At 64.6% G+C, this 17,380-nt stretch carries 14 protein-coding genes; 8 read left to right on the top strand and 6 right to left on the bottom strand.

All coding sequences use genetic code 11. The annotated features are described in order from the left end of the window. Positions 1-282: 282 nt before the first annotated feature. From ACPS74_RS01110 to ACPS74_RS01080, 7 genes are all read left to right on the top strand, one after another. Positions 283-714 carry an Rrf2 family transcriptional regulator gene (locus ACPS74_RS01110; RefSeq protein WP_029651330.1) on the top strand — a complete coding sequence of 144 codons (432 nt, stop codon included), beginning with the start codon at positions 283-285 and terminating at the stop codon, positions 712-714. A gap of 93 nt (positions 715-807) precedes the next feature. Continuing rightward, complete coding sequence (hcp, locus tag ACPS74_RS01105; RefSeq protein WP_029651331.1) at positions 808-2,472, top strand: hydroxylamine reductase; 1,665 nt, start codon at positions 808-810, stop codon at positions 2,470-2,472. A gap of 53 nt (positions 2,473-2,525) precedes the next feature. Next, positions 2,526-3,554, top strand: a complete 1,029-nt coding sequence (locus tag ACPS74_RS01100; RefSeq protein WP_029651332.1) for a 2Fe-2S iron-sulfur cluster-binding protein — start codon at positions 2,526-2,528, stop codon at positions 3,552-3,554. Between the two features lie 461 nt (positions 3,555-4,015). Then, positions 4,016-6,016, top strand: coding sequence for a hypothetical protein (locus ACPS74_RS01095; RefSeq protein ID WP_029651333.1), 2,001 nt, complete (start codon positions 4,016-4,018; stop codon positions 6,014-6,016). Between the two features lie 211 nt (positions 6,017-6,227). Further along, positions 6,228-6,965 carry a DUF2076 domain-containing protein gene (locus tag ACPS74_RS01090; protein WP_029651334.1) on the top strand — a complete coding sequence of 246 codons (738 nt, stop codon included), beginning with the start codon at positions 6,228-6,230 and terminating at the stop codon, positions 6,963-6,965. Positions 6,966-7,103: 138 nt separating this feature from the next. After that, on the top strand, positions 7,104-7,454 hold the full coding sequence (locus tag ACPS74_RS01085) for a hypothetical protein (protein ID WP_029651335.1): 351 nt from the start codon (positions 7,104-7,106) through the stop codon (positions 7,452-7,454). Positions 7,455-7,476: 22 nt separating this feature from the next. Then, positions 7,477-9,075: a L,D-transpeptidase family protein gene (locus ACPS74_RS01080; RefSeq protein WP_029651336.1), complete on the top strand. Its 1,599-nt coding sequence runs from the start codon at positions 7,477-7,479 to the stop codon at positions 9,073-9,075. Between the two features lie 114 nt (positions 9,076-9,189). Here the strand turns inward: ACPS74_RS01080 and ACPS74_RS01075 are convergent, their stop codons facing one another. The 6 genes from ACPS74_RS01075 to ACPS74_RS01050 form a co-directional block, all read right to left on the bottom strand. Next, positions 9,190-9,906: an HD domain-containing protein gene (locus ACPS74_RS01075; RefSeq protein WP_029651337.1), complete on the bottom strand. Its 717-nt coding sequence runs from the start codon at positions 9,904-9,906 to the stop codon at positions 9,190-9,192. Positions 9,907-9,955: 49 nt separating this feature from the next. Further along, entirely contained in the window at positions 9,956-12,172 is a 2,217-nt protein-coding gene (locus tag ACPS74_RS01070) for a CHASE2 domain-containing protein (protein WP_029651338.1), read from the bottom strand. A 64-nt stretch (positions 12,173-12,236) separates the two neighbouring features. Continuing rightward, positions 12,237-13,451 carry a FecR family protein gene (locus tag ACPS74_RS01065; RefSeq protein WP_029651339.1) on the bottom strand — a complete coding sequence of 405 codons (1,215 nt, stop codon included), beginning with the start codon at positions 13,449-13,451 and terminating at the stop codon, positions 12,237-12,239. A gap of 12 nt (positions 13,452-13,463) precedes the next feature. Next, a complete protein-coding gene (locus ACPS74_RS01060; RefSeq protein ID WP_239754522.1) occupies positions 13,464-14,792 on the bottom strand; it encodes a tetratricopeptide repeat protein in 1,329 nt (442 codons plus the stop codon). A 295-nt stretch (positions 14,793-15,087) separates the two neighbouring features. Then, positions 15,088-15,489: a hypothetical protein gene (locus ACPS74_RS01055; protein ID WP_029651341.1), complete on the bottom strand. Its 402-nt coding sequence runs from the start codon at positions 15,487-15,489 to the stop codon at positions 15,088-15,090. 109 nt (positions 15,490-15,598) lie between these two features. Further along, a complete protein-coding gene (locus ACPS74_RS01050; protein ID WP_029651342.1) occupies positions 15,599-16,288 on the bottom strand; it encodes a Crp/Fnr family transcriptional regulator in 690 nt (229 codons plus the stop codon). A gap of 101 nt (positions 16,289-16,389) precedes the next feature. Here ACPS74_RS01050 and ACPS74_RS01045 point away from each other — a divergent pair, with 101 nt between their 5' ends. Next, positions 16,390-17,358, top strand: a complete 969-nt coding sequence (locus tag ACPS74_RS01045; RefSeq protein WP_029651343.1) for an endonuclease/exonuclease/phosphatase family protein — start codon at positions 16,390-16,392, stop codon at positions 17,356-17,358. Positions 17,359-17,380: the final 22 nt, after the last annotated feature.

Below are 17,380 nucleotides of genomic sequence, written 5' to 3'. Positions count from 1 at the left end.
CCGGCGCGGCACCATAGTCACCTCATCCTGAGGAGCGCGCGCAGCGCGCGTCTCGAAGGACGAGGGGCTGGGTTCCTTAGCGCAAGCAATCCCACACCCGTCATGGCCGGGCAAAGCCGTCAAAGACGGCGTCGCTTCGCTCGCCTATGACCCGGCCATCCACGCCGGGACATTCCGCAAATGTTGCAGGGCGCATGTAGCGGAGCCACGTGGATGCCCGGCACAAGGCCGGGCATCCGGCTGAAGTATTTCAGAACTCCAAATACCGTGTTAGTATTTTGCATGCGGCTCACGACCTTCACCGACTTTGGCCTGCGCGCCCTCATCCTCCTCGCCGACCGCAATCCGGAGGTGATGAGCGCGGCGGCGATCGCCGATCATTTCGACGTTTCGCGCCACCATATGGCGAAAGTGCTCCAGGAGCTCGCCGCAGCCGGATATGTCGAGGGCATCCGCGGCGCGCAAGGCGGCGTTCGACTGGCGCGCGATCCGCGCGACATTCGAATCGGCGAGGTGGTCCGCAGGCTTGACGACCAGCCGCTGGTCGAATGTTTCAGCCCGCAAGGCAGCAACTGCGCGCTTTTGCCGCGCTGCCGATTGAAGGGCATGTTAGCGCGCGCCGAACAGGGATTTATGCGCGAACTCGATCGCTACACTCTGCACGACTGCCTCGAAAAAACCGCCGCCTTTCCCCTCGCCGATCTCTCCGCCTGAACATGCGCCGCGAACATCGCTTGCCGCGGCTTGACTTCCGACCTTTTTAATACGCATTCTAAATACCTATTAAGGGAGCCAGGAGGGAGCGACATGTTCTGTTACCAATGCGAGCAGACTTACCGGTCGGACGAGGGTGCCGGCTGCGCCGGCGCGAAAGGCATGTGCGGCAAGGACGCGACGACCGCCGATCTGCAGGACATTCTGCTCTATGTCTGCGAGGGCGTCGGCCAATATCTGCATCGCGCGCGCCTGCTTGGCGCGACGGACATCGAAGCCGACCGCTTCATCCTCTTCGCCTTCTTCACGACCCTCACCAACGTCAATTTCAATGCGGCGAAATTCGTCGAGCTGATCCAGCAGGCGTCGCAAATCCGCGATCGGGCCAAGGCGCTTTACGAAGACGCCGCGCGCGCCGCAGGTAAGACGCCCGAGACTCTGTCGGGCCCCGCCGCTTTCGCGCCTGCCAGCGACATGGCCGGACTTTCCGCGCAGGCGTCCGAGGCGGCGGTGCGCAAGGACGCGGCGATCCTCGGCGAGGACGCGGTCGGCGCGCGTGCGCTCATTCTCTATGGCCTCAAAGGCGTTTGCGCCTATGCGCATCACGCGCGCGTTCTAGGCGAAGAGCGCGACGCGATCTATGCGACGGTCGAACATGCGCTCGATATGCTGGCGCGCGAAGAGCGCGACGTCGCGACGCTGCTCGACGAGGCGCTGGCGCTCGGCCGCGCCAATTTCCTCGCCATGGAGGCGCTCGACGCCGCGAACACCGGCGCATTTGGCGCGCCGACGCCGACGAATGTGCGCGTGACGCCGATCAAGGGCAAAGCGATCCTTGTCTCCGGCCATGATCTGAAGGATCTGCACGCCATCCTCGAAGCGACGAAGGACAAGGGCGTCAACGTCTACACGCATGGCGAAATGCTGCCGGCGCATTCCTATCCCAAACTCAAGGCCTATCCGCATCTCGCCGGCAATTACGGCGGCGCCTGGCAGGAGCAGCAGAAGGAATTCGCCGAATTCCCCGGCCCGATCGTCATGACTTCGAATTGCCTGATCGAGCCCCAGCCGCGCTACCGCGGACGCATTTTCACCGCGGGACCAGTCGGTTGGGCGGGCGTTCGCCACATCGCCGATGAGAATTTCGCGATCGTCGCGCAGGCGGCGCAGGCCCTGCCCGGCTTCACTGAAGACGCGCCGGAGAAGACCATCACCATCGGCTTTGGGCGCGAGGCCGTGCTCGGCGTCGCCGACAAGGTGGTCGACGCGGTGAAGAGCGGCGCCATCCGCCACTTCTTCCTCGTCGGCGGCTGCGACGGCGCCGCGCCGGGCCGCAACTACTACAGCGATTTCGCCGACGAAGCGCCGAAGGACACGGTGATCCTCACGCTCGGTTGCGGCAAATATCGCTTCAACAAGCATGACTTCGGGACCATCAACGGCCTGCCGCGCCTTCTCGACATGGGCCAGTGCAACGACGCCTATTCGGCGCTCGTCGTCGCGACGAAACTGGCGGAAGCCTTCGGCGTCGGCGTCAATGAACTGCCGCTGTCGCTCATCGTCTCTTGGTTCGAGCAGAAGGCGGCGGCGGTTCTTCTCACGCTGCTCGCGCTCGGCGTGCGCAATGTGCGCATCGGCCCGACGCTGCCGGCCTTTCTCACGCCCGCGCTCGTTGACGTGCTGGTGGAGAAGTTCGGCGTCCAGCCGATCGGCGACGCCAAATCCGACATCGCAGCCTCGCTCGCCCGCGCCGCTTAGGCCCATACGGCGGACGCCCCATCTCGGGCGTCCGCCCTTCGACGGAATCCGCCATGTACAAGGTCAGCCTGCTCACGCGCGACGGCGCGACGATCGCCTTCGACGCCGAACCCTCGGACACGCTACTGGACGCCGCCGAACGCGCGAGCATTTATCTTCCCTCCTCCTGCCGGGAGGGCGGCTGCGGCGCCTGCCGCGTTTCTCGCGCAAGCGGAGAGGTCGAACTCATGGCCTACAGCAGCGCAGCGCTAAGCGAGGACGAGCGCATGGCGGGCGACATATTGCTGTGCCGTGCACAGGCGCGCAGCGATCTCGCATTGCGGGCGCCCTTCGACGAAGCGGCGGTCGGCTTTGCGCCGGTGCCCGAACGGCGGGCGACGCTCGTCGCGCTTGAGCCCGTCGGCTCCGGAACGCTGCGCCTGCAGCTTCAATATGAGGACGATCCGACGTTCGGGCGCGCGGCGCAATTCACGGCCGGCCAATTCATCGAACTCATGCTTCCCGACGGCTCGGCGAAGCGCTCCTATTCGCTCGCCAATGCGCCGAACTGGGATGGAACGCTCGAGCTGTTCATTCGTCTTCAGCCGCACGGCGCCTTTTCGGATTATCTTCGCGATCGCGCCGCCGTCGGCGATACGCTGCTTGTGCGCGGTCCGCAGGGACAGTTCACCCTCGATGAGTCGAGCGCGGCGCCGCGCTGGTTTGTCGTCGGCGGCACCGGCCTCGCGCCGTCGCTGTCGATGCTGCGGCAAATGGCCGAATTCGCCGATCCGCGCTCCTGCCGGCTGTTCTTCGGGGTCAACAAAGTCGACGAGCTTTTCGCACTCGACGTGATCGAGGAGCTCAAGGCGTCGTTGCCGCAACTCGTCGTGACGCTCTGCGTGTGGAAGCCGGAACAGGACTGGCGCGCCTTCGTCGGCACGCCGGTCGAGGCGCTGGCGCAGGCGCTGTCGGGCGCGACCGAGAGGCCGGACATTTACGTCTGTGGACCGCCTGCGCTCATCGCCGCGGCTGAAGAGGCGGGCCAATCCGCTGGCGTCCTGCATGACCGCATCTTCAGTGAGAAGTTTACGGCGGCGTGAGGAAAGGTTTCACGTCATGGCCGGGCTTGTCCCGGCCATCCACGTCGGGACACTTCGCCAATGCTGAAAGTCCTGCGCAGCGGCGCCGCGTGGATGCCCGCGACAAGCGCGGGCATGACGCTGAAAGGCGACGCACTGACGATAGCCGCCGCCGTGCAAGGTTGAGGCGCGCCGCTGACGTAAAGCCATGCCAAAGAGGCGCGGCGCCCCCATCGCCCCCCGCAACGGAGCCGTTGCTCCCTGCGCCGGCCGCTCGACCGGACGAGCGCTACGCTACGCCGTGAGCGTGGCGGGGATGTCGCCATTTTGACCCATTTCTTTCAAACAATGAGCCGCAAGCAATGGGCCGCTGTGCGAAAGTCGCGCATCAGGTCCCCAGCCGGATTCCCGCGAGCTCCGTATCCTGCGAACCGGCCTCTGGCGAAGAAACCCATCGAGGGCGGTCCAAAAGAGGGTCACAAATGTTTTCAGCGCGCCGATTCGCTGCATCCTTGCCTGTCGCAAGCGCCTTTTTTGCCTTTCTTTTTCCCTTCTCAAACGCTCAGGCTCAAGATTCGCCCTGCGAGGAATCGGCTGAGGTCGCGGTTGTAACGTCGCCGGCGTCGCCTTGGGCAGGCGCGCCCCTGCGCATCCTCATCGCTGCGGAAAAGCCGCTCGACGGCGAGCTTTCGCTGATTGGGCCTGATGGAAGGGTCGCGGCCAGATCGCGCGGACAGCGTGGCGGACCTCCGTATGTCTGGTTCGCCGAAGTTGCGTCGCCTGGCGCCGGCGCGTGGCGTGCGACGCTCGACACGTCTTCATCCACTTGCGGCACGATCACCAAGGACATCGCCGTGAGCGCGCGCAAATCGTCCGCCGCGCACGCGGCCGAAGGCAGTGTCTGGCAGCTGCAAACTTCATGGAACCGCGCGACGGAGAATTTGTATTCAGCGTGGATCGCCAAACTTTTTGATGCGCCGCTCGAAGCGGAGCAGTCGTGGAAGACATGGCACGAGGTGCTGCGCAATCCCTCGCGCAATGTCCTGTTCAATCACCTCGGCATGGGCGAAGACAGCTTCACTCAATCGCTGAAACCCGACTGCGCCGATTTCGTCTACTTCTTGCGCGCCTATTTCGCCTACAAGATGGGGCTGCCTTTCGCCTATTCGAATTGCTCGCGCGGGGCCGGCGGCGCGCCGCCGCGATGCAATGAACGATTCGATATACTGCATCCCCAACTGACCCGACCCGCGCCGCCGCCCGAACAAGCCGTGGCGTCGGCCGCCGCGCCGCCGGCCCCTACCCGCATAGCGGCTCCTCCCACGAACTTTTTACAGCAGCTATTTGCACAGCCTCAGCAGGTCCAGCAGGCCGCGGCGCCGACGACTGCGCCGCTCGCCCCTGCGAAACCGCCCGCGCCTAAACGGCCGGCCGGCGTCGCCGGATATTTACGGGCCGTGGGCGACGTCGTTCATTCCGGTTCGGTGCGCGCGCCGGCAAACAGCGACAAATCCGATTTTTACACGATCCCGCTGACGCAGGAGACGCTGCGTCCCGGAACCGCCTACGCTGATCCCTACGGGCACGTCATGATGCTGGTGCAACGCATTCCGCAGACGGCGGACGCCGCGGGCGTGTTTCTCGCCGTCGACGCCGAGCCGGATGGCACCGTCACGCGCAAACGGTTCTGGCGCGGCAATTTCCTCTTCGCGAACGGAGCTTCCCTCGGCAGCCCCGGCTTCAAGCGCTTCCGGCCGATCATGCGGGAGAACGGCGGGTTGCGGGCGCTCACCAACGCCGAGATCGCCAAGAACCCGGATTACGGCGATTTCTCTCTGGAGCAATCACAACTCAGCGCCGAGGATTTCTACGATCGCATGGACGAAGTGATGTCGCCGGAGCCGCTTGATCCGACGCGCGCGATGATGGCGGCCATCACCGCGCTTGAAGAGCAGGTGAAGACGCGCGCGGTTGCGGTCGAAAACGGTCGCAAATTTCAGAGTGGTGGGCGCGGCGAGGCGTCGATGCCGGACGGCCCGGCGATTTTCGCAACCTCCGGCGCGTGGGAAGACTTCTCGACGCCGGCGCGCGATCTCCGCCTGCTGATCGCGATCGATGTTGTGCGCGGGTTTCCAGATCGAGTCGCCCGACGCAGCGATCGCTACGCCATGCCGTTTGGCAGAGGTCTGGCGGGCGTTCAGGCCCAACTGCAAAGCGCGCTGGCGAGCGAACTCGCGGCCCGCACATTTTCCTACACGCGCAGCGACGGCTCCGCCTGGACGCTCTCGCTCAAAGACGTGATGGACCGCGCGGCGGACCTTGAGATGGGCTACAATCCCAACGACTGCGTCGAGCTGCGGTGGGGCGCTTCGGACGGGAGCGCCGAGGCGGCGACATGCACGCGGCGCGCGCCGGCCGCCCAACGCGCGAAGATGACGGACTATCGCAACTGGTTCCGCGAACGCCACTGGCCGCACGCATAGTGGGAGGGCGACGGAAGTCAGGTTGGATCAATCACTTTGTCCGTGAGTTAAACCCGCGCGAAACATCGGCGGGAGAGTTCGGGGCGCCCACTCGCCGCCAGATTTCGAAAGTTTAATCGGCCGCGTTCGCGCTTGGGGCTTGGCGGCGTTTTGCGCCGGGGCCATATCTTCCTGCGCCGCGCCTTCGAGGGCGGCAACGATGGAGAACCCTATGTCACCGGAAGAACGCCAACTCATCGCTGGACTGTTCGAGCGCACCAAGAGCGCCGCCTCGACGCCGCGCGACCAGGCGGCGGAGGCTTTCATCAGCGAACAGATCAAGGCTCAGCCGGCGGCGCCCTATCTCCTGGCGCAGACCGTGATCGTGCAGGATCAGGCGCTGCAAGGCGCCAATGCGCGCATTGAGGAGCTCGAGGCGCGTGTGCAGGAGCTTGAGTCGAAGCCCGCCGGCGGTTTCCTTGGCGGCCTCTTCGGAGGTCCCCGTCCGGAGTCGCCGCGTCCCCCTCAGCAGGCTCGTCCGAGCGGACCTTGGGGAGCCCCTCAGGGCGGCATGAATCCCGTGGCCGGCGGCTACGCGCCGCAGGGCTGGGGACAGCAGCAGGCGCCTGCGCCTGAAACCGGCGGATTTCTGAAGGGCGCGCTCGGCACCGCCGCGGGCGTCGCGGGCGGCGTGTTGCTCGCCGACGGCATCCGCAGCCTGTTCTCGCATGGCGGCGGCTATGGCGGGATGGGGAATCTCGGCATCGGCTCCGGCTTTACGCCAACCGGCGGCGATACGGTGATCAACAACTATTACGGCGGCGATGAATCGGGCTCGGGCGCCACCGACGCCGGTTATGACTCCGGCGACCACGCGGGTGGGGTGGAGGACGCAGATTATGGCGCGGACCCCGGCTTCGATGACGGCGGCGGCTTCGACAGCGGCGGCGACGGCGGCTTCGACGTCTGACGCAGTTTGGCTCCCGGCCCACAAGGCCGGGAGTTCTTGTATCTGGCGCCCTGTGCGCCAGCGCACCGCGACTCCCCATGCGACGTTCTAGGGTCCGTTCATCCGCTGATCGAGCGGACGGACCACGGGGAACTCGCCATGAACCGTTCTATGAACAACACGACGAACCGCACGACTAACACCAGCTTCGCTTCGCGACCGGTTCGCATCGCGCTGGCCATGAAGATCGCCTTCGCAATCCTCGCCGCCAATGTCAGCTTCGCCGCCGCCAAGGCGCTCCTCGTCAAGGCGCCGGACTGGCAGCCTGCGCACGCCGCCGCCGACGCCTCGTCGGTAAAGCCCTTCATCCTCCCCATCGACTGGCAGGAGTCGACCGCCGTCGCACAGTCGGATCCTACGCAGAATTGCCATGGCGTCACCGTCGAGACCGACGAAGGCTATGGCGTGCGCGGACAAACGATCCGGTTCGTTTGCCGCAAGGCCTTGTAAGAGGCTCACAGGAGTTTGAGTCATGTTTCGCGTTTCGCTCCTCCCGCAGGCTGCTCCTTTCGTCATCGCAGGCGCACTGCTCGCCGCCCCGGCCATGGCGCAAATGTCGAACGCGCAAAACGATGCGCCCGACTCGCCAGCGGCCACAGAGCGCAGGGCGAGGCCGGCGCTGGAGCGTGAGAACTTCAACCGGCCGACGACCAACGCGCCGCGGGAAGCCGATGAGCAGCAGCAGAGCGATGAGCGCCGAGAGCTCGACCAAGGGCTCGAAAAGCAGCAGGAAGCCGACGCGCCGCAAGGCGTCGTCGATGACAAGCAGAGGGCCGATGAGCGGCAAGCGACCGATGCGCGCGAAAGCCTCGCGCGGGCGCTGCGCGACTGGTCGAATGAGGAGCCCGACGACAGCCGAAGCGTCCAGCGTTCGGAAATCGCCGCTTACTACAAGAGCCGCGATTATGCGCCGATCTGGCGCGATGCGGACGGCTTCGCCAAAACGGCGAAAAGTGCGCTGGACACCCTGCGCGACGCCGGCCGCGACGGCCTGCGCGTAAAGACTCCTGCGCAAGAGTCGTCCTGGAGCGCCGAGGGCGAACTGGCGCTATCGGAGGCCGTGGCCGATTATGCGGCGCAAGCGAGCGGCGCCCGGGTCAATCCTGCAACGATTTCTCCTGACATTGAGGAGCGGCCATCGGTGGTGAAGCCGGCGCAAGCGCTCGACGCGATCGCCGAGGCTGGAGACGGGGCCGGCGCGCGGCTTGCCGCCTTCAATCCGCCGCACCCGGCCTATGCCGCCTTACGCGAGAAGCTCGCAGAACTGCGCGCCGCGCGCGGGCATCCGCGCCGCGAGGCCACTGCGGCTCACGGGTCGGATGCGCGGCCCATCACGAATTTTGCGTCGCTGCCCGAAGCCAAGGCGAAGCGCGTCGAGGCGGAGATCATCGCCAATATGGAGCGGTGGCGTTGGGAACCGCGCGACATGGGCGCGACGCGCCTCGAAATCAATATTCCGCAGTACGAGGTGGCCTTCACGCGCGACAATGAACTCGTGCAGCGCGAACGCGCTGTCGTCGGGAAGAAGACGTCGGCGACGCCGGTGTTTTCCGACGTGATGCCATATATCATCATCAATCCGACCTGGACCGTTCCGGAGTCGATCATCGAGAAGGAGCTGGAGCCCAAAACCGGCGGCAAGCTCTCCAAACTCCGAGCGCGCGGATACAAAGTGACCTACCGCAATGGAAAGCCATTCGTTCAGCAGGAGCCCGGCGAGAAGAACGCGCTTGGCCGGCTGAAATTCGTCTTCCCGAACGATCTCCTGATCTACATGCACGACACGCCGCAGAAGAAACTCTTCGCCCGCGCCAAGCGCGCATACAGTCACGGATGCGTCCGTGTCCAGAATCCGTTCAAGCTCGCGGAAGAAATCATCGGGCGTCCTGGCTATGACGAAAAGCGCCTGAAGGCTCTGATCGGCAAGAAGGAGCACCGCATCAATCTGGCGAAGCCCATTCCGGTGCACATCGAATATTTCACGGCCGTGGTCAACGACGACGGCGCACTGAAGCTTTACGACGACATCTACGGCTATTCGGCGAAGGTGCGCTCGGCGCTGGCTTTGTAACTGGAGCAGGTTCCAAAAAAGTTGACAGACTTTTTCGAAGAGAACCTGCTCCAATATTTTTGATTTTGAGCGATTCCTAATCGATCACATGATTCCATGTGATCGGGAAGCGCTCTAGGCCGACGAGGCGAGCCGCGCCACCTGCCGGCGCAATTCCGCCTGCGCACGCGCCAGATTTTGATGCGCCCGCGCGCACCAGAGCTTGCGCGTCTCGTCGAGGCGGTAAAGCGCGTCTCCATGCGCGGCGAATGTGTCGATCATCTGGAGCCGCCCTAGGCAAAAGAGCGGCTCGGGCACCCAGGCGTATTCGAAACGAAGCCGCGCCAGATTTTGCTCGAACTCAGGCCAGGACGCGCCAAGCGAGGAAAGATCGAGGTCGAGGAAGAGGTCCAGATCGCGCGAAAAGCCAGGGTAATGCTCAACCGTCGCGCGCGCATTGAGGTGGTTCGCTGTCGCCATGATCAGATCATGGATGGCCTGCGCATCCGTTTCGTCGAATTTCGAATGACGTTCGAAGAGCGTTGCGCTCGCGCGAACATTTTCGGCGTCGGGACGAAGCAGACCGTCGTCGTCGCATGTCACATAGACAGCGTCATGCCAGAAGATTGCGGCGGCGATCAGATCGGGCCGGACGGCAAGCGCTTTCAAGCAGTCGAGCTTCGTCAGCAAATCGACGATATGGTTCCAATCATGATACCTGCGTTGCGGCTCGCGATAGGCGGCGTCGATGACCGAAAAAGCACTCGTGTCGTGACGCCCGGCGATCAGGGCCCAATAATTCCGTACCGGATTTGAGATCATGCGCGAGTAGCGATCATAAGAGAAACCCATAATACATGCGGCTTCACGGCAGGACAGCAGTCGCGCTCGGACGCAAACGTCACTTGCTCGAAAGATTCCATACCGAAGACCAGTTATCCTGCGACCCCTCCCTGGCGAGACCGCGATACCGCTGCTCCAAGACGACATAGAGCGCGGGCCAGGGCTCGGGAACCGATCGCGCCAACGCCGAGGCGCCCTCGGCGGCGGCCTCGAATCGGCCCGACTCATATTCCTGTCGCATGAGGTCGTGCGACTTGCGCCAGCGCACATACGAGTCCGAGACCGCCGTCTCGCGGTCGCCGACGAGCGCGAAAACCCTCGTCGGTTCGCTCTTTCCGACGACGCGGACACGCCCAAGGTCAAGCCAGGCGAAGTCTGGCGCGGCGTCGTGGACCGCGCCAGAGGCCACAATGTCCGTCTGAAACGCCTTGCTCGCCCCTTCGAGCCGCGACGCGAGATTCACCGTGTCGCCGAGAATCGAATAGTCGAAGCGACGGATGGACCCCATGTTGCCGACGCTGCAAGGGCCGAGATTGAGGCCAAGCCCCATCGCCGCGGGCTGCGCATCAGTGCCCGACGACGCAGCGGCCGCGGCGCGCCTTTTGTTGAGGCTGGCAAGAGCCTCGCGCATCGTCAGGGCGGCCTGAACGGCCTTGCGCGGATGGTCGTCGATATCGAGCGGCGCGTTCCAGAAGGCGAGCACCGCATCGCCCATATATTTGTCGATCGTGCCTTCCTTTTCGAGGATCGCGTCGGTCATGGGAGTCAAATATTCATTCATGAACTGCGTGAGTTCGCGCGCGTTCATGCCTTCTGAAATCCCTGAGAAATTGCGTAGATCTGAGAACAGTACGGTCAATTCGCGCGTCTCGCCGCCGAGCACCAGCCGCTCCGGATGTTCGGCGAGGCGATCGACGACGGCGGGCGAGACGAACTTGCCGAAGGCCTGACGGACATGGCGACGCGCGGACGTTTCGGACCGCCAGAGCGTCACTGCGCCGAAGAGATAGCCGCCAATGATCGCGAGACTCGGATAAGAGGGATCGAGCAGCAGGCCGCGGCGATCGAACAGATAAAAGGCGCCGGCGAATAGCCCCGCGACGGCGAGCGGCGCCGCCGCCGCCGAGACGAGTGGCGGCGCGACAAAGAGCAGGCTCATGATCAGCAAAAACGCGAAGGCGGCGACGACGAACTCCAGTCCGGGCGCCCAGTCCGGGCGCGCGAGCAGCGAGCCCGATGCGATCGATTCGACGATTTGCGCATGCACGTCGACGCCAGGAACGACCGGCTCCAGCGGCGTCGCGCGGACGTCGCCGAGACCCGTCGCCAACGCGCCGACGAAGATGATGCGCCCCTCGATTTCGTCGTGCGCGACGCGGCCCTCGAGCACGTCCTTGACTGAGATGTCCCGCACAGCGTCGGTATGCGAATAGCGTGGCCGAACCTCTGCGTTGGGGCCGGTCGAAATTTCGAAGGCGCCGACCTTGATCGCGTTGACGCCCGTCTGCTTGCCGAAGGCCGTTTGTCCGCTGGCGTTTGAAGACCGAATGATGATGGCCGGCTCACCCTGGGCGACGCGCAGCGCTTCGAGCGCCAGGGAGGGCATGAGAACGTCGCCGGCGCGCGTCACCAGCGGCACCCGACGAACGATCTGGTCGTGATCGGGCAGCCAGTTTGTCGCGCCGAGCCCTCGCGCCGCTTCCGCAAGCTTTGGTGCCGGGCCGACCGCGCCGGCGAACGCGGCGAGAAAGGGTGCGGGATCGTCGCCGGTGGTGACCAGCCCCGACTTCGCGGGCAGCGGCGCCGAAACGGCGTCGGTTAGCGTCACTCCAAGCGTGGCGGGCGCCTTCGAGAGAGCCTGAGCCAAGATTTGATCGCCGCTCGGCGCTTTTGCGACGAGCTTGGCCACCTCGGCGCGGGCGCGTGGGTCAGGAATCGCCTCGATGAGCTGGGACGCTCCCGCGCGATCCGCCTCCGCGAAGATGAAGTCGAAGGCGATGGACGCCGCGCCAAGTTCGCGCAGGCGGTCAAGAAGTTCGGCGAGGCGGGCGCGCGGCCAAGGCCATTGCCCATAGGCGCTGAGACTTTTCTCGTCGACGCCCACGACCCGCGTCGGCGCCTCGGGATCATAGGCGCGAGGAGCCAGACGCTGGAACGTGTCGAAGACAAAGTTGCGAAGGTCGTCGAGCGCCCGGGGTTGAATAACTCCCCAGGGAAAAATGAGAACCGCAGCGGCGACGATCGCGAGAAGGTAGGCGCGACGCCGCTTCAACATCTCCACCTCGCATGACGGTCACGCCGCCGCCGGGGGGATTGGCGAGGCTGGCGACGCCGCAGAACTAGTCGCCCGGACCGTCAATCGCAACAGGCCCGCCTCCGTGACCGCCGCTCCCATGACCACTGCTTCCGTGACTCCCTTGGCCGCCGTAACCGCCGCCGCTCCCATGGCCCGAGCCGCCGCCCCCGAAGAGGCCTCCACCGCCGCCTTCGCCGCCGTGACCGCCCTCGCCACCGCCGTACTGGCCGCCCTCGCCGCCCTCACCGTGGCCGCCTCCATAACCACCGCCGTGACCGCCCTCGCCGCCGTGACCACCTTCGCCATGTCCGCCGTGGCCGCCCTCGCCATGACCGCCATGACCGCCGTGACCGCCGTGTCCGCCATGACCGCCATGACCGCCTTCGCCGCCTTCATGACCACCGTGATCATGGCCGCCATGGCCGCCGTGATCATGATCGTCGTGGTGGCCGTCGTTTCCACCTTGGCGCGCTGGCGTCGGCAGCGGAGCAGGCTGATTGTCGACATTGGCGCGGCTCTGCACGATCGCATTGCCGAACCAAACCGGACCCAGCGCGTCAAGGCCCGGCGGACTGACGACGTCCGGCGGACGATCATTGCCGAGGGCAAGATTCGCCTCTTCGTTCGTCGGCTCGCGCTTGGCGCCGCCACGCTGTCCTTTACCGCTCTCCAATGCCGCGACGATTTGCGCGATCGTCTCAGGCGGCACGAGGAAAGGCTCCGACACCGGCCCGCCGCTCGGCGCGCAGACGCCATAGCCGGGGCGCGTGAGCGCTTGGCCGCCGACGTCGATGAAACCATATTGATGCACGACGAGCGTGCCGCAGGAGCCGCCAACCCGAACCAGCGCCGTCCCACCGCGCACGCCGATGGACGCCGTCGGCGTGCGCAGCTTTGTGCCGCCTTCGTGGCTGACGCCGCCGCCGACGAAGCGCATGACGCCCTTCGCCATCGACACGCCCTGCTGACCGCCGCCGCCTTGTGAATAGACAAAATCGTCAACGGTGACGGCGCTGTTGCGCCCGACGGTCATCGTCGATGTGTCGTTAAAGACGATCTGGGCGCTGCCGTACGGACTCGTCTCGATGCGTTCGCGCCGCTGCACGCCAAGGCCAACCGATAGCGAGCGCTTCGCGGCGCCCGGCGGCGTGCCATGTGCGCTCTGATTGACCGCGCCGACGTTCCCGACGTTATCTGCGAGCGCGGGGCCCGCGACGAGCGCGAGAGCGGTTGTGGCGGCCGCGGAGAACTTTTTCATTTATCGTCTCCGTCAGAACTTTGCCGTTGGCCCGAAACTGACAGACACGTTGTCAGTCTTGAAATTCGGCAGATTTGAATCGTTGCGCGCATACTCGACGTTGCCAGCGAAACCGAAATACGGCGTGATCGGCAAGTCCACCATCAGGCCGCCGATCCAGACGGTGTCTCGACGCGCGACGAAGGGATTGATCACCGGATTGGCGGCGTCGAAGGCAAGATGCGTAAAGCGGCCATAAGGCGCGAAGGTCCATCTGCGCGGAATAACTGGAAATGGCGGGTCGACCTCGAGCCGCAGCATCGCCTGAACGTCCACCTGATCGGAAGATTGCTGCGGATTGCCCGCCCACGCCCGCGTATAGGCGACGCGACCTTCAAGCCTCAGGTCGTTTGTCAGTCTGTAGGAGCTGCTCAAGTAGCCGGTGACGACGTCGCCAGTCGCCAACGTCGATACTGTCGAATAGGGCGAAAAACCGGTATAGCCGAGGAACCCCGGCGAGGGATCAACCCAGATCGCCCGCCATTCGGCGCCCGGCTCGAACCACAGGTCACGATTGAGTTCCGCGCCGAAACTCATGCCCGCGCCGCCGGCGTTCAGATAATTGCTGCCGCCGAGCAGCGCCACCGCGCCGGTCACGTACGGTTTGATGGAGAGGCCCGGATAAAGATCGGGCGCGATATGGATGCGTGGTCCTACGGAGCCTGCGAATAGCGCGACGCTATATTGCGGCAGGCGAAATTGCTCGGTGGCGTAGCCCGTCACGCGCGTCTCGAGCTGGTCGCCCCGCGCATTCTGAAAATCCAGATCATGCGCGGCCTGCACCAGCTGAAAGCTGTTGATGTCGCCCTTGCGCGAGGCGGCCGACGCGACGCCGACGCCGCCGACCTGGAAAAGATTATTGGTCGGGAAGAAATTGGCGTTCGATTGCGCCCGCAGGCCGACGTGCATCCGCAGATAAAGCCGGTTGGCTTGCGTGCGCTTCTCGATATCGGGCAGCTGCGCTTCGACCTGAGCCACCTGAACCGGATCGAGGCCGCCTTCGGCGAGCGCGTTGCGCAAATGCTGCGCCGAGATTTCATAGGCGCCGAGCCGCGCATAAAGGAAACCGAGCTCCTTTCGGGCGCGCGACAAGTTCGGGTTGAACATCAGCATGCGTTCAAGCGCGCCGATTCCCGCTTCATAGTCGCGTAGCTCCGTCGACAGCAGGACGTAGCGATACGTCGCGTCATAGTCGGTCGGATTATGCTGAATATAGGCTGCGAGGCGCTCCTGTTCGGCGCGCGGATCCTCCTGCGCCAGAGCCGGACTGAAAAGTGCGAATGCGGCAAACAGTGCGCCCAAAAGCCTCGGCGCCGCTCTATATGCGAACATAAATGGCAAGCCCCCGTAAAAAATCGGAAAACGGCGATCGAAGCCCGGACCGTCAGCTGAACCGGAAGCTGACTCATGTCGCCTGGAGTAGCAAGGCAGCCTCGGACGATGCGCCGATGCGAATGACACGACGGCGCAATGTGTCTGCTGCGAATTAATCCTATGCAGCAACGGCTTAAGTCCTTTTGTGCCCATCCTCCTTGCGCAAATGGCGGATACAACAAATTCTCGGGTGTTGCCTTGAAAGCACAGGCGCGACGCGCGGCTAACGCCGGAGCCCGCCATCGAAGAGAGAGACAACTTCGCCGCTTTCCGTCGACGACCGCTCCGCGACCGACGAAAGAATGACGCCCCTACGCCAGCGCGCCGAGACCACGCGGCGGCGCGGACGCGCGATGGCGCGTGAATCCTCGCAAGACGCGCCCGGCGCGAGGAGCCAGCGCAGCACGATCAGCAAGTCGGCGGCGCGGCGCGACGCGCCGATTTCCACCGCGTTGCGGATGTCGGCGACGACTCGCCCACGTGCGGCGTCGATCGAGACGGCCCGGCGGTATCGCGCCAGCATGCGATGATGCTTGTCGCTAGGGCTCACGCCCAGGATGAGTTCATGGCTGCGCAGGCCCGCTATTTCGGCGCAACGCTCAATCGGCGTCAATTCGGGAATCATTTCGGGTTCTCCCAGTCGCTTGCTCTGCCACGGGTCTTTTGCCTCTTGTCGGCAGCATAGCGACGGTAGCGCCCTGTTCCTCATCTGTTTGTGTGAGAACGCACACCGATCATTCGGCTTCGTTGAGCGCCTCTTGAACCCGCTTCTCCAGGACCGACGGGCGCAACAGCACGAGACCGCCGCGGATTTTTTCGGCGAGGCCTTCGTCGATCATCGCCGAGAGCTCGCGGCTGACCTGTTCGCGCCGACAACCGATACGGGCGGCGAGATCATGCTGAAACGGCGGCGGCGATACGATCGACTGTCCCGTCGACCCCTTGCGCGGCGCCGACATGCGCAACAATTCGGAATAGAGCCGATGCTTGAGGTCGAGCACCGAGCGCTCGAACAGGCGCGTATTCAGTTCCCGCACTCGCGCCGTCAGCAGACGCAACAGCCGCTCGCAAATCTCCGGCTCGCCGAACAGGATCTCCTTGAAGACCACTGGCGGCACGAGCAAAAGTTCCGCGTTGGTAAGCGCCGTCACATTGGCGGAGCGCTTGGCCCCGTCGACCGCCGCCATCTCGCCGAAGAATTTGCCCGGCCCGAAGTCCCCGAAGATCATTTCCTTGCCGGCGGCGGTTCGTATCAGCACGCGAACGTCGCCGCTGACGATGAAATACACGTCAGTCGAAGGATCGTCGAAATCGAGGACCAGCTCATGCTCGGCGTAGCGCCTGCGCACGCAGTGGCGCGCCAGCTGTTCGCCGCGCGTTGGGTCAAGGCCAACAAAGAAAGGAATCCCGTCAAATAGGGACACATCGCGCTCCTGAATTGGAAATAGCGCCGATATTGACGCTAAATGTCGACGTCGTCGAGGCGCAATCTGCTGGCGGACGCAGACTCTTCGGGCGATGATTGATGATGCAAGCGTTCCGACTCGCGACCTTCAATCTGGAAAATCTCGATTGGTCGGGGACCAAACCGGAGGCGTTTGCGCGCCGAACCGGCGCGCTACGCCCCCTGCTGGAGACGCTCGACGCCGATATATTGTGCCTGCAGGAAATTCATGCGCAGAGGCGTCACAAGCATGACGCGCGGCAATATATCGCGCTCGACCGCTTGCTTGCGACGACCAGATACGCGAATTTTCATCGGGCGACGACCGTTAGGCCGGGCGGCGACGCCCCCGCCGACGTGCATAATCTGGCGATCCTTTCACGATGGCCGATGCGCGCGCAACGGCAGATCCACCACGACATCGTGGCGCGATGGGTCTGGCCGCCGCCGCGGGACGCCGACGGCTCCCAGCCGGAGCCGGTGGAGATCGCTTGGGACAGGCCCCTGCTCTACGCTGCCGTCGAGCTTCCCAACGGATGCGCGCTCCACGTCGTGAATCTGCATCTACGCGCGCCGCGCGCGATTCCTATCGCGACGGCGCGCGGTTTCGGGTCGAGCCGCGCACAGATCGAGGGCCAGTTCGTGGCGGCGCTCAAGCGCGAAGGCCAGGCGCTGGAGGCCCGGCTGTTCGCCGAGACTCTTTTTGACGCGGACCCGCAGGCGCAGATCGCCATTGTCGGCGACTTCAACGCCGACGCGCATGACGCGCCGACCAGACTCTTGCGCGGCGGCGGAGACGAAGCGGCGGAAGGCGACCGGGCCCTCGTCGCCTTGGAAGAGCGCGTCGCGCCGTCGCGGCGCTTCACCGTGGTGCATGCGGGACGCCCAACATTGATCGACCACCTCCTTGCCTCACGGACATTGGCCGCCAATTGGCGCGAGACCACGATCCTGAACGACGGGCTGCAGGACGAAGTCTACGCGGAAGAGCCTGTCGAGGGCTCGCTCCACGCGCCCGTGTGCGCTCGATTTGAGCTGGTCGCAAAATGACCGCGGCGCCGCTTGTGAACCC

Origin of the sequence: Methylocystis sp. SB2, assembly GCF_049817085.1 — a bacterium.
Lineage (GTDB): Bacteria > Pseudomonadota > Alphaproteobacteria > Rhizobiales > Beijerinckiaceae > Methylocystis > Methylocystis rosea.
The sequence above is the reverse complement of the archived record's forward strand: the minus strand, read 5'-3'. Positions and strand labels throughout refer to the sequence as shown.

Excerpts from the sequence above, each read along its gene's own strand:
- ACPS74_RS01085 (WP_029651335.1), top strand. The coding sequence starts at position 7,104 with ATGAACCGTTCTATGAACAACACGACGAACCGCACGACTAACACCAGC.
- ACPS74_RS01110 (WP_029651330.1), top strand. The coding sequence starts at position 283 with ATGCGGCTCACGACCTTCACCGACTTTGGCCTGCGCGCCCTCATCCTC.
- ACPS74_RS01080 (WP_029651336.1), top strand. The coding sequence starts at position 7,477 with ATGTTTCGCGTTTCGCTCCTCCCGCAGGCTGCTCCTTTCGTCATCGCA.
- ACPS74_RS01090 (WP_029651334.1), top strand. The coding sequence starts at position 6,228 with ATGTCACCGGAAGAACGCCAACTCATCGCTGGACTGTTCGAGCGCACC.
- ACPS74_RS01075 (WP_029651337.1), bottom strand. The coding sequence starts at position 9,906 with ATGGGTTTCTCTTATGATCGCTACTCGCGCATGATCTCAAATCCGGTA.
- ACPS74_RS01065 (WP_029651339.1), bottom strand. The coding sequence starts at position 13,451 with ATGAAAAAGTTCTCCGCGGCCGCCACAACCGCTCTCGCGCTCGTCGCG.
- ACPS74_RS01070 (WP_029651338.1), bottom strand. The coding sequence starts at position 12,172 with ATGTTGAAGCGGCGTCGCGCCTACCTTCTCGCGATCGTCGCCGCTGCG.
- hcp (WP_029651331.1), top strand. The coding sequence starts at position 808 with ATGTTCTGTTACCAATGCGAGCAGACTTACCGGTCGGACGAGGGTGCC.
- ACPS74_RS01055 (WP_029651341.1), bottom strand. The coding sequence starts at position 15,489 with ATGATTCCCGAATTGACGCCGATTGAGCGTTGCGCCGAAATAGCGGGC.
- ACPS74_RS01045 (WP_029651343.1), top strand. The coding sequence starts at position 16,390 with ATGATGCAAGCGTTCCGACTCGCGACCTTCAATCTGGAAAATCTCGAT.
- ACPS74_RS01100 (WP_029651332.1), top strand. The coding sequence starts at position 2,526 with ATGTACAAGGTCAGCCTGCTCACGCGCGACGGCGCGACGATCGCCTTC.
- ACPS74_RS01095 (WP_029651333.1), top strand. The coding sequence starts at position 4,016 with ATGTTTTCAGCGCGCCGATTCGCTGCATCCTTGCCTGTCGCAAGCGCC.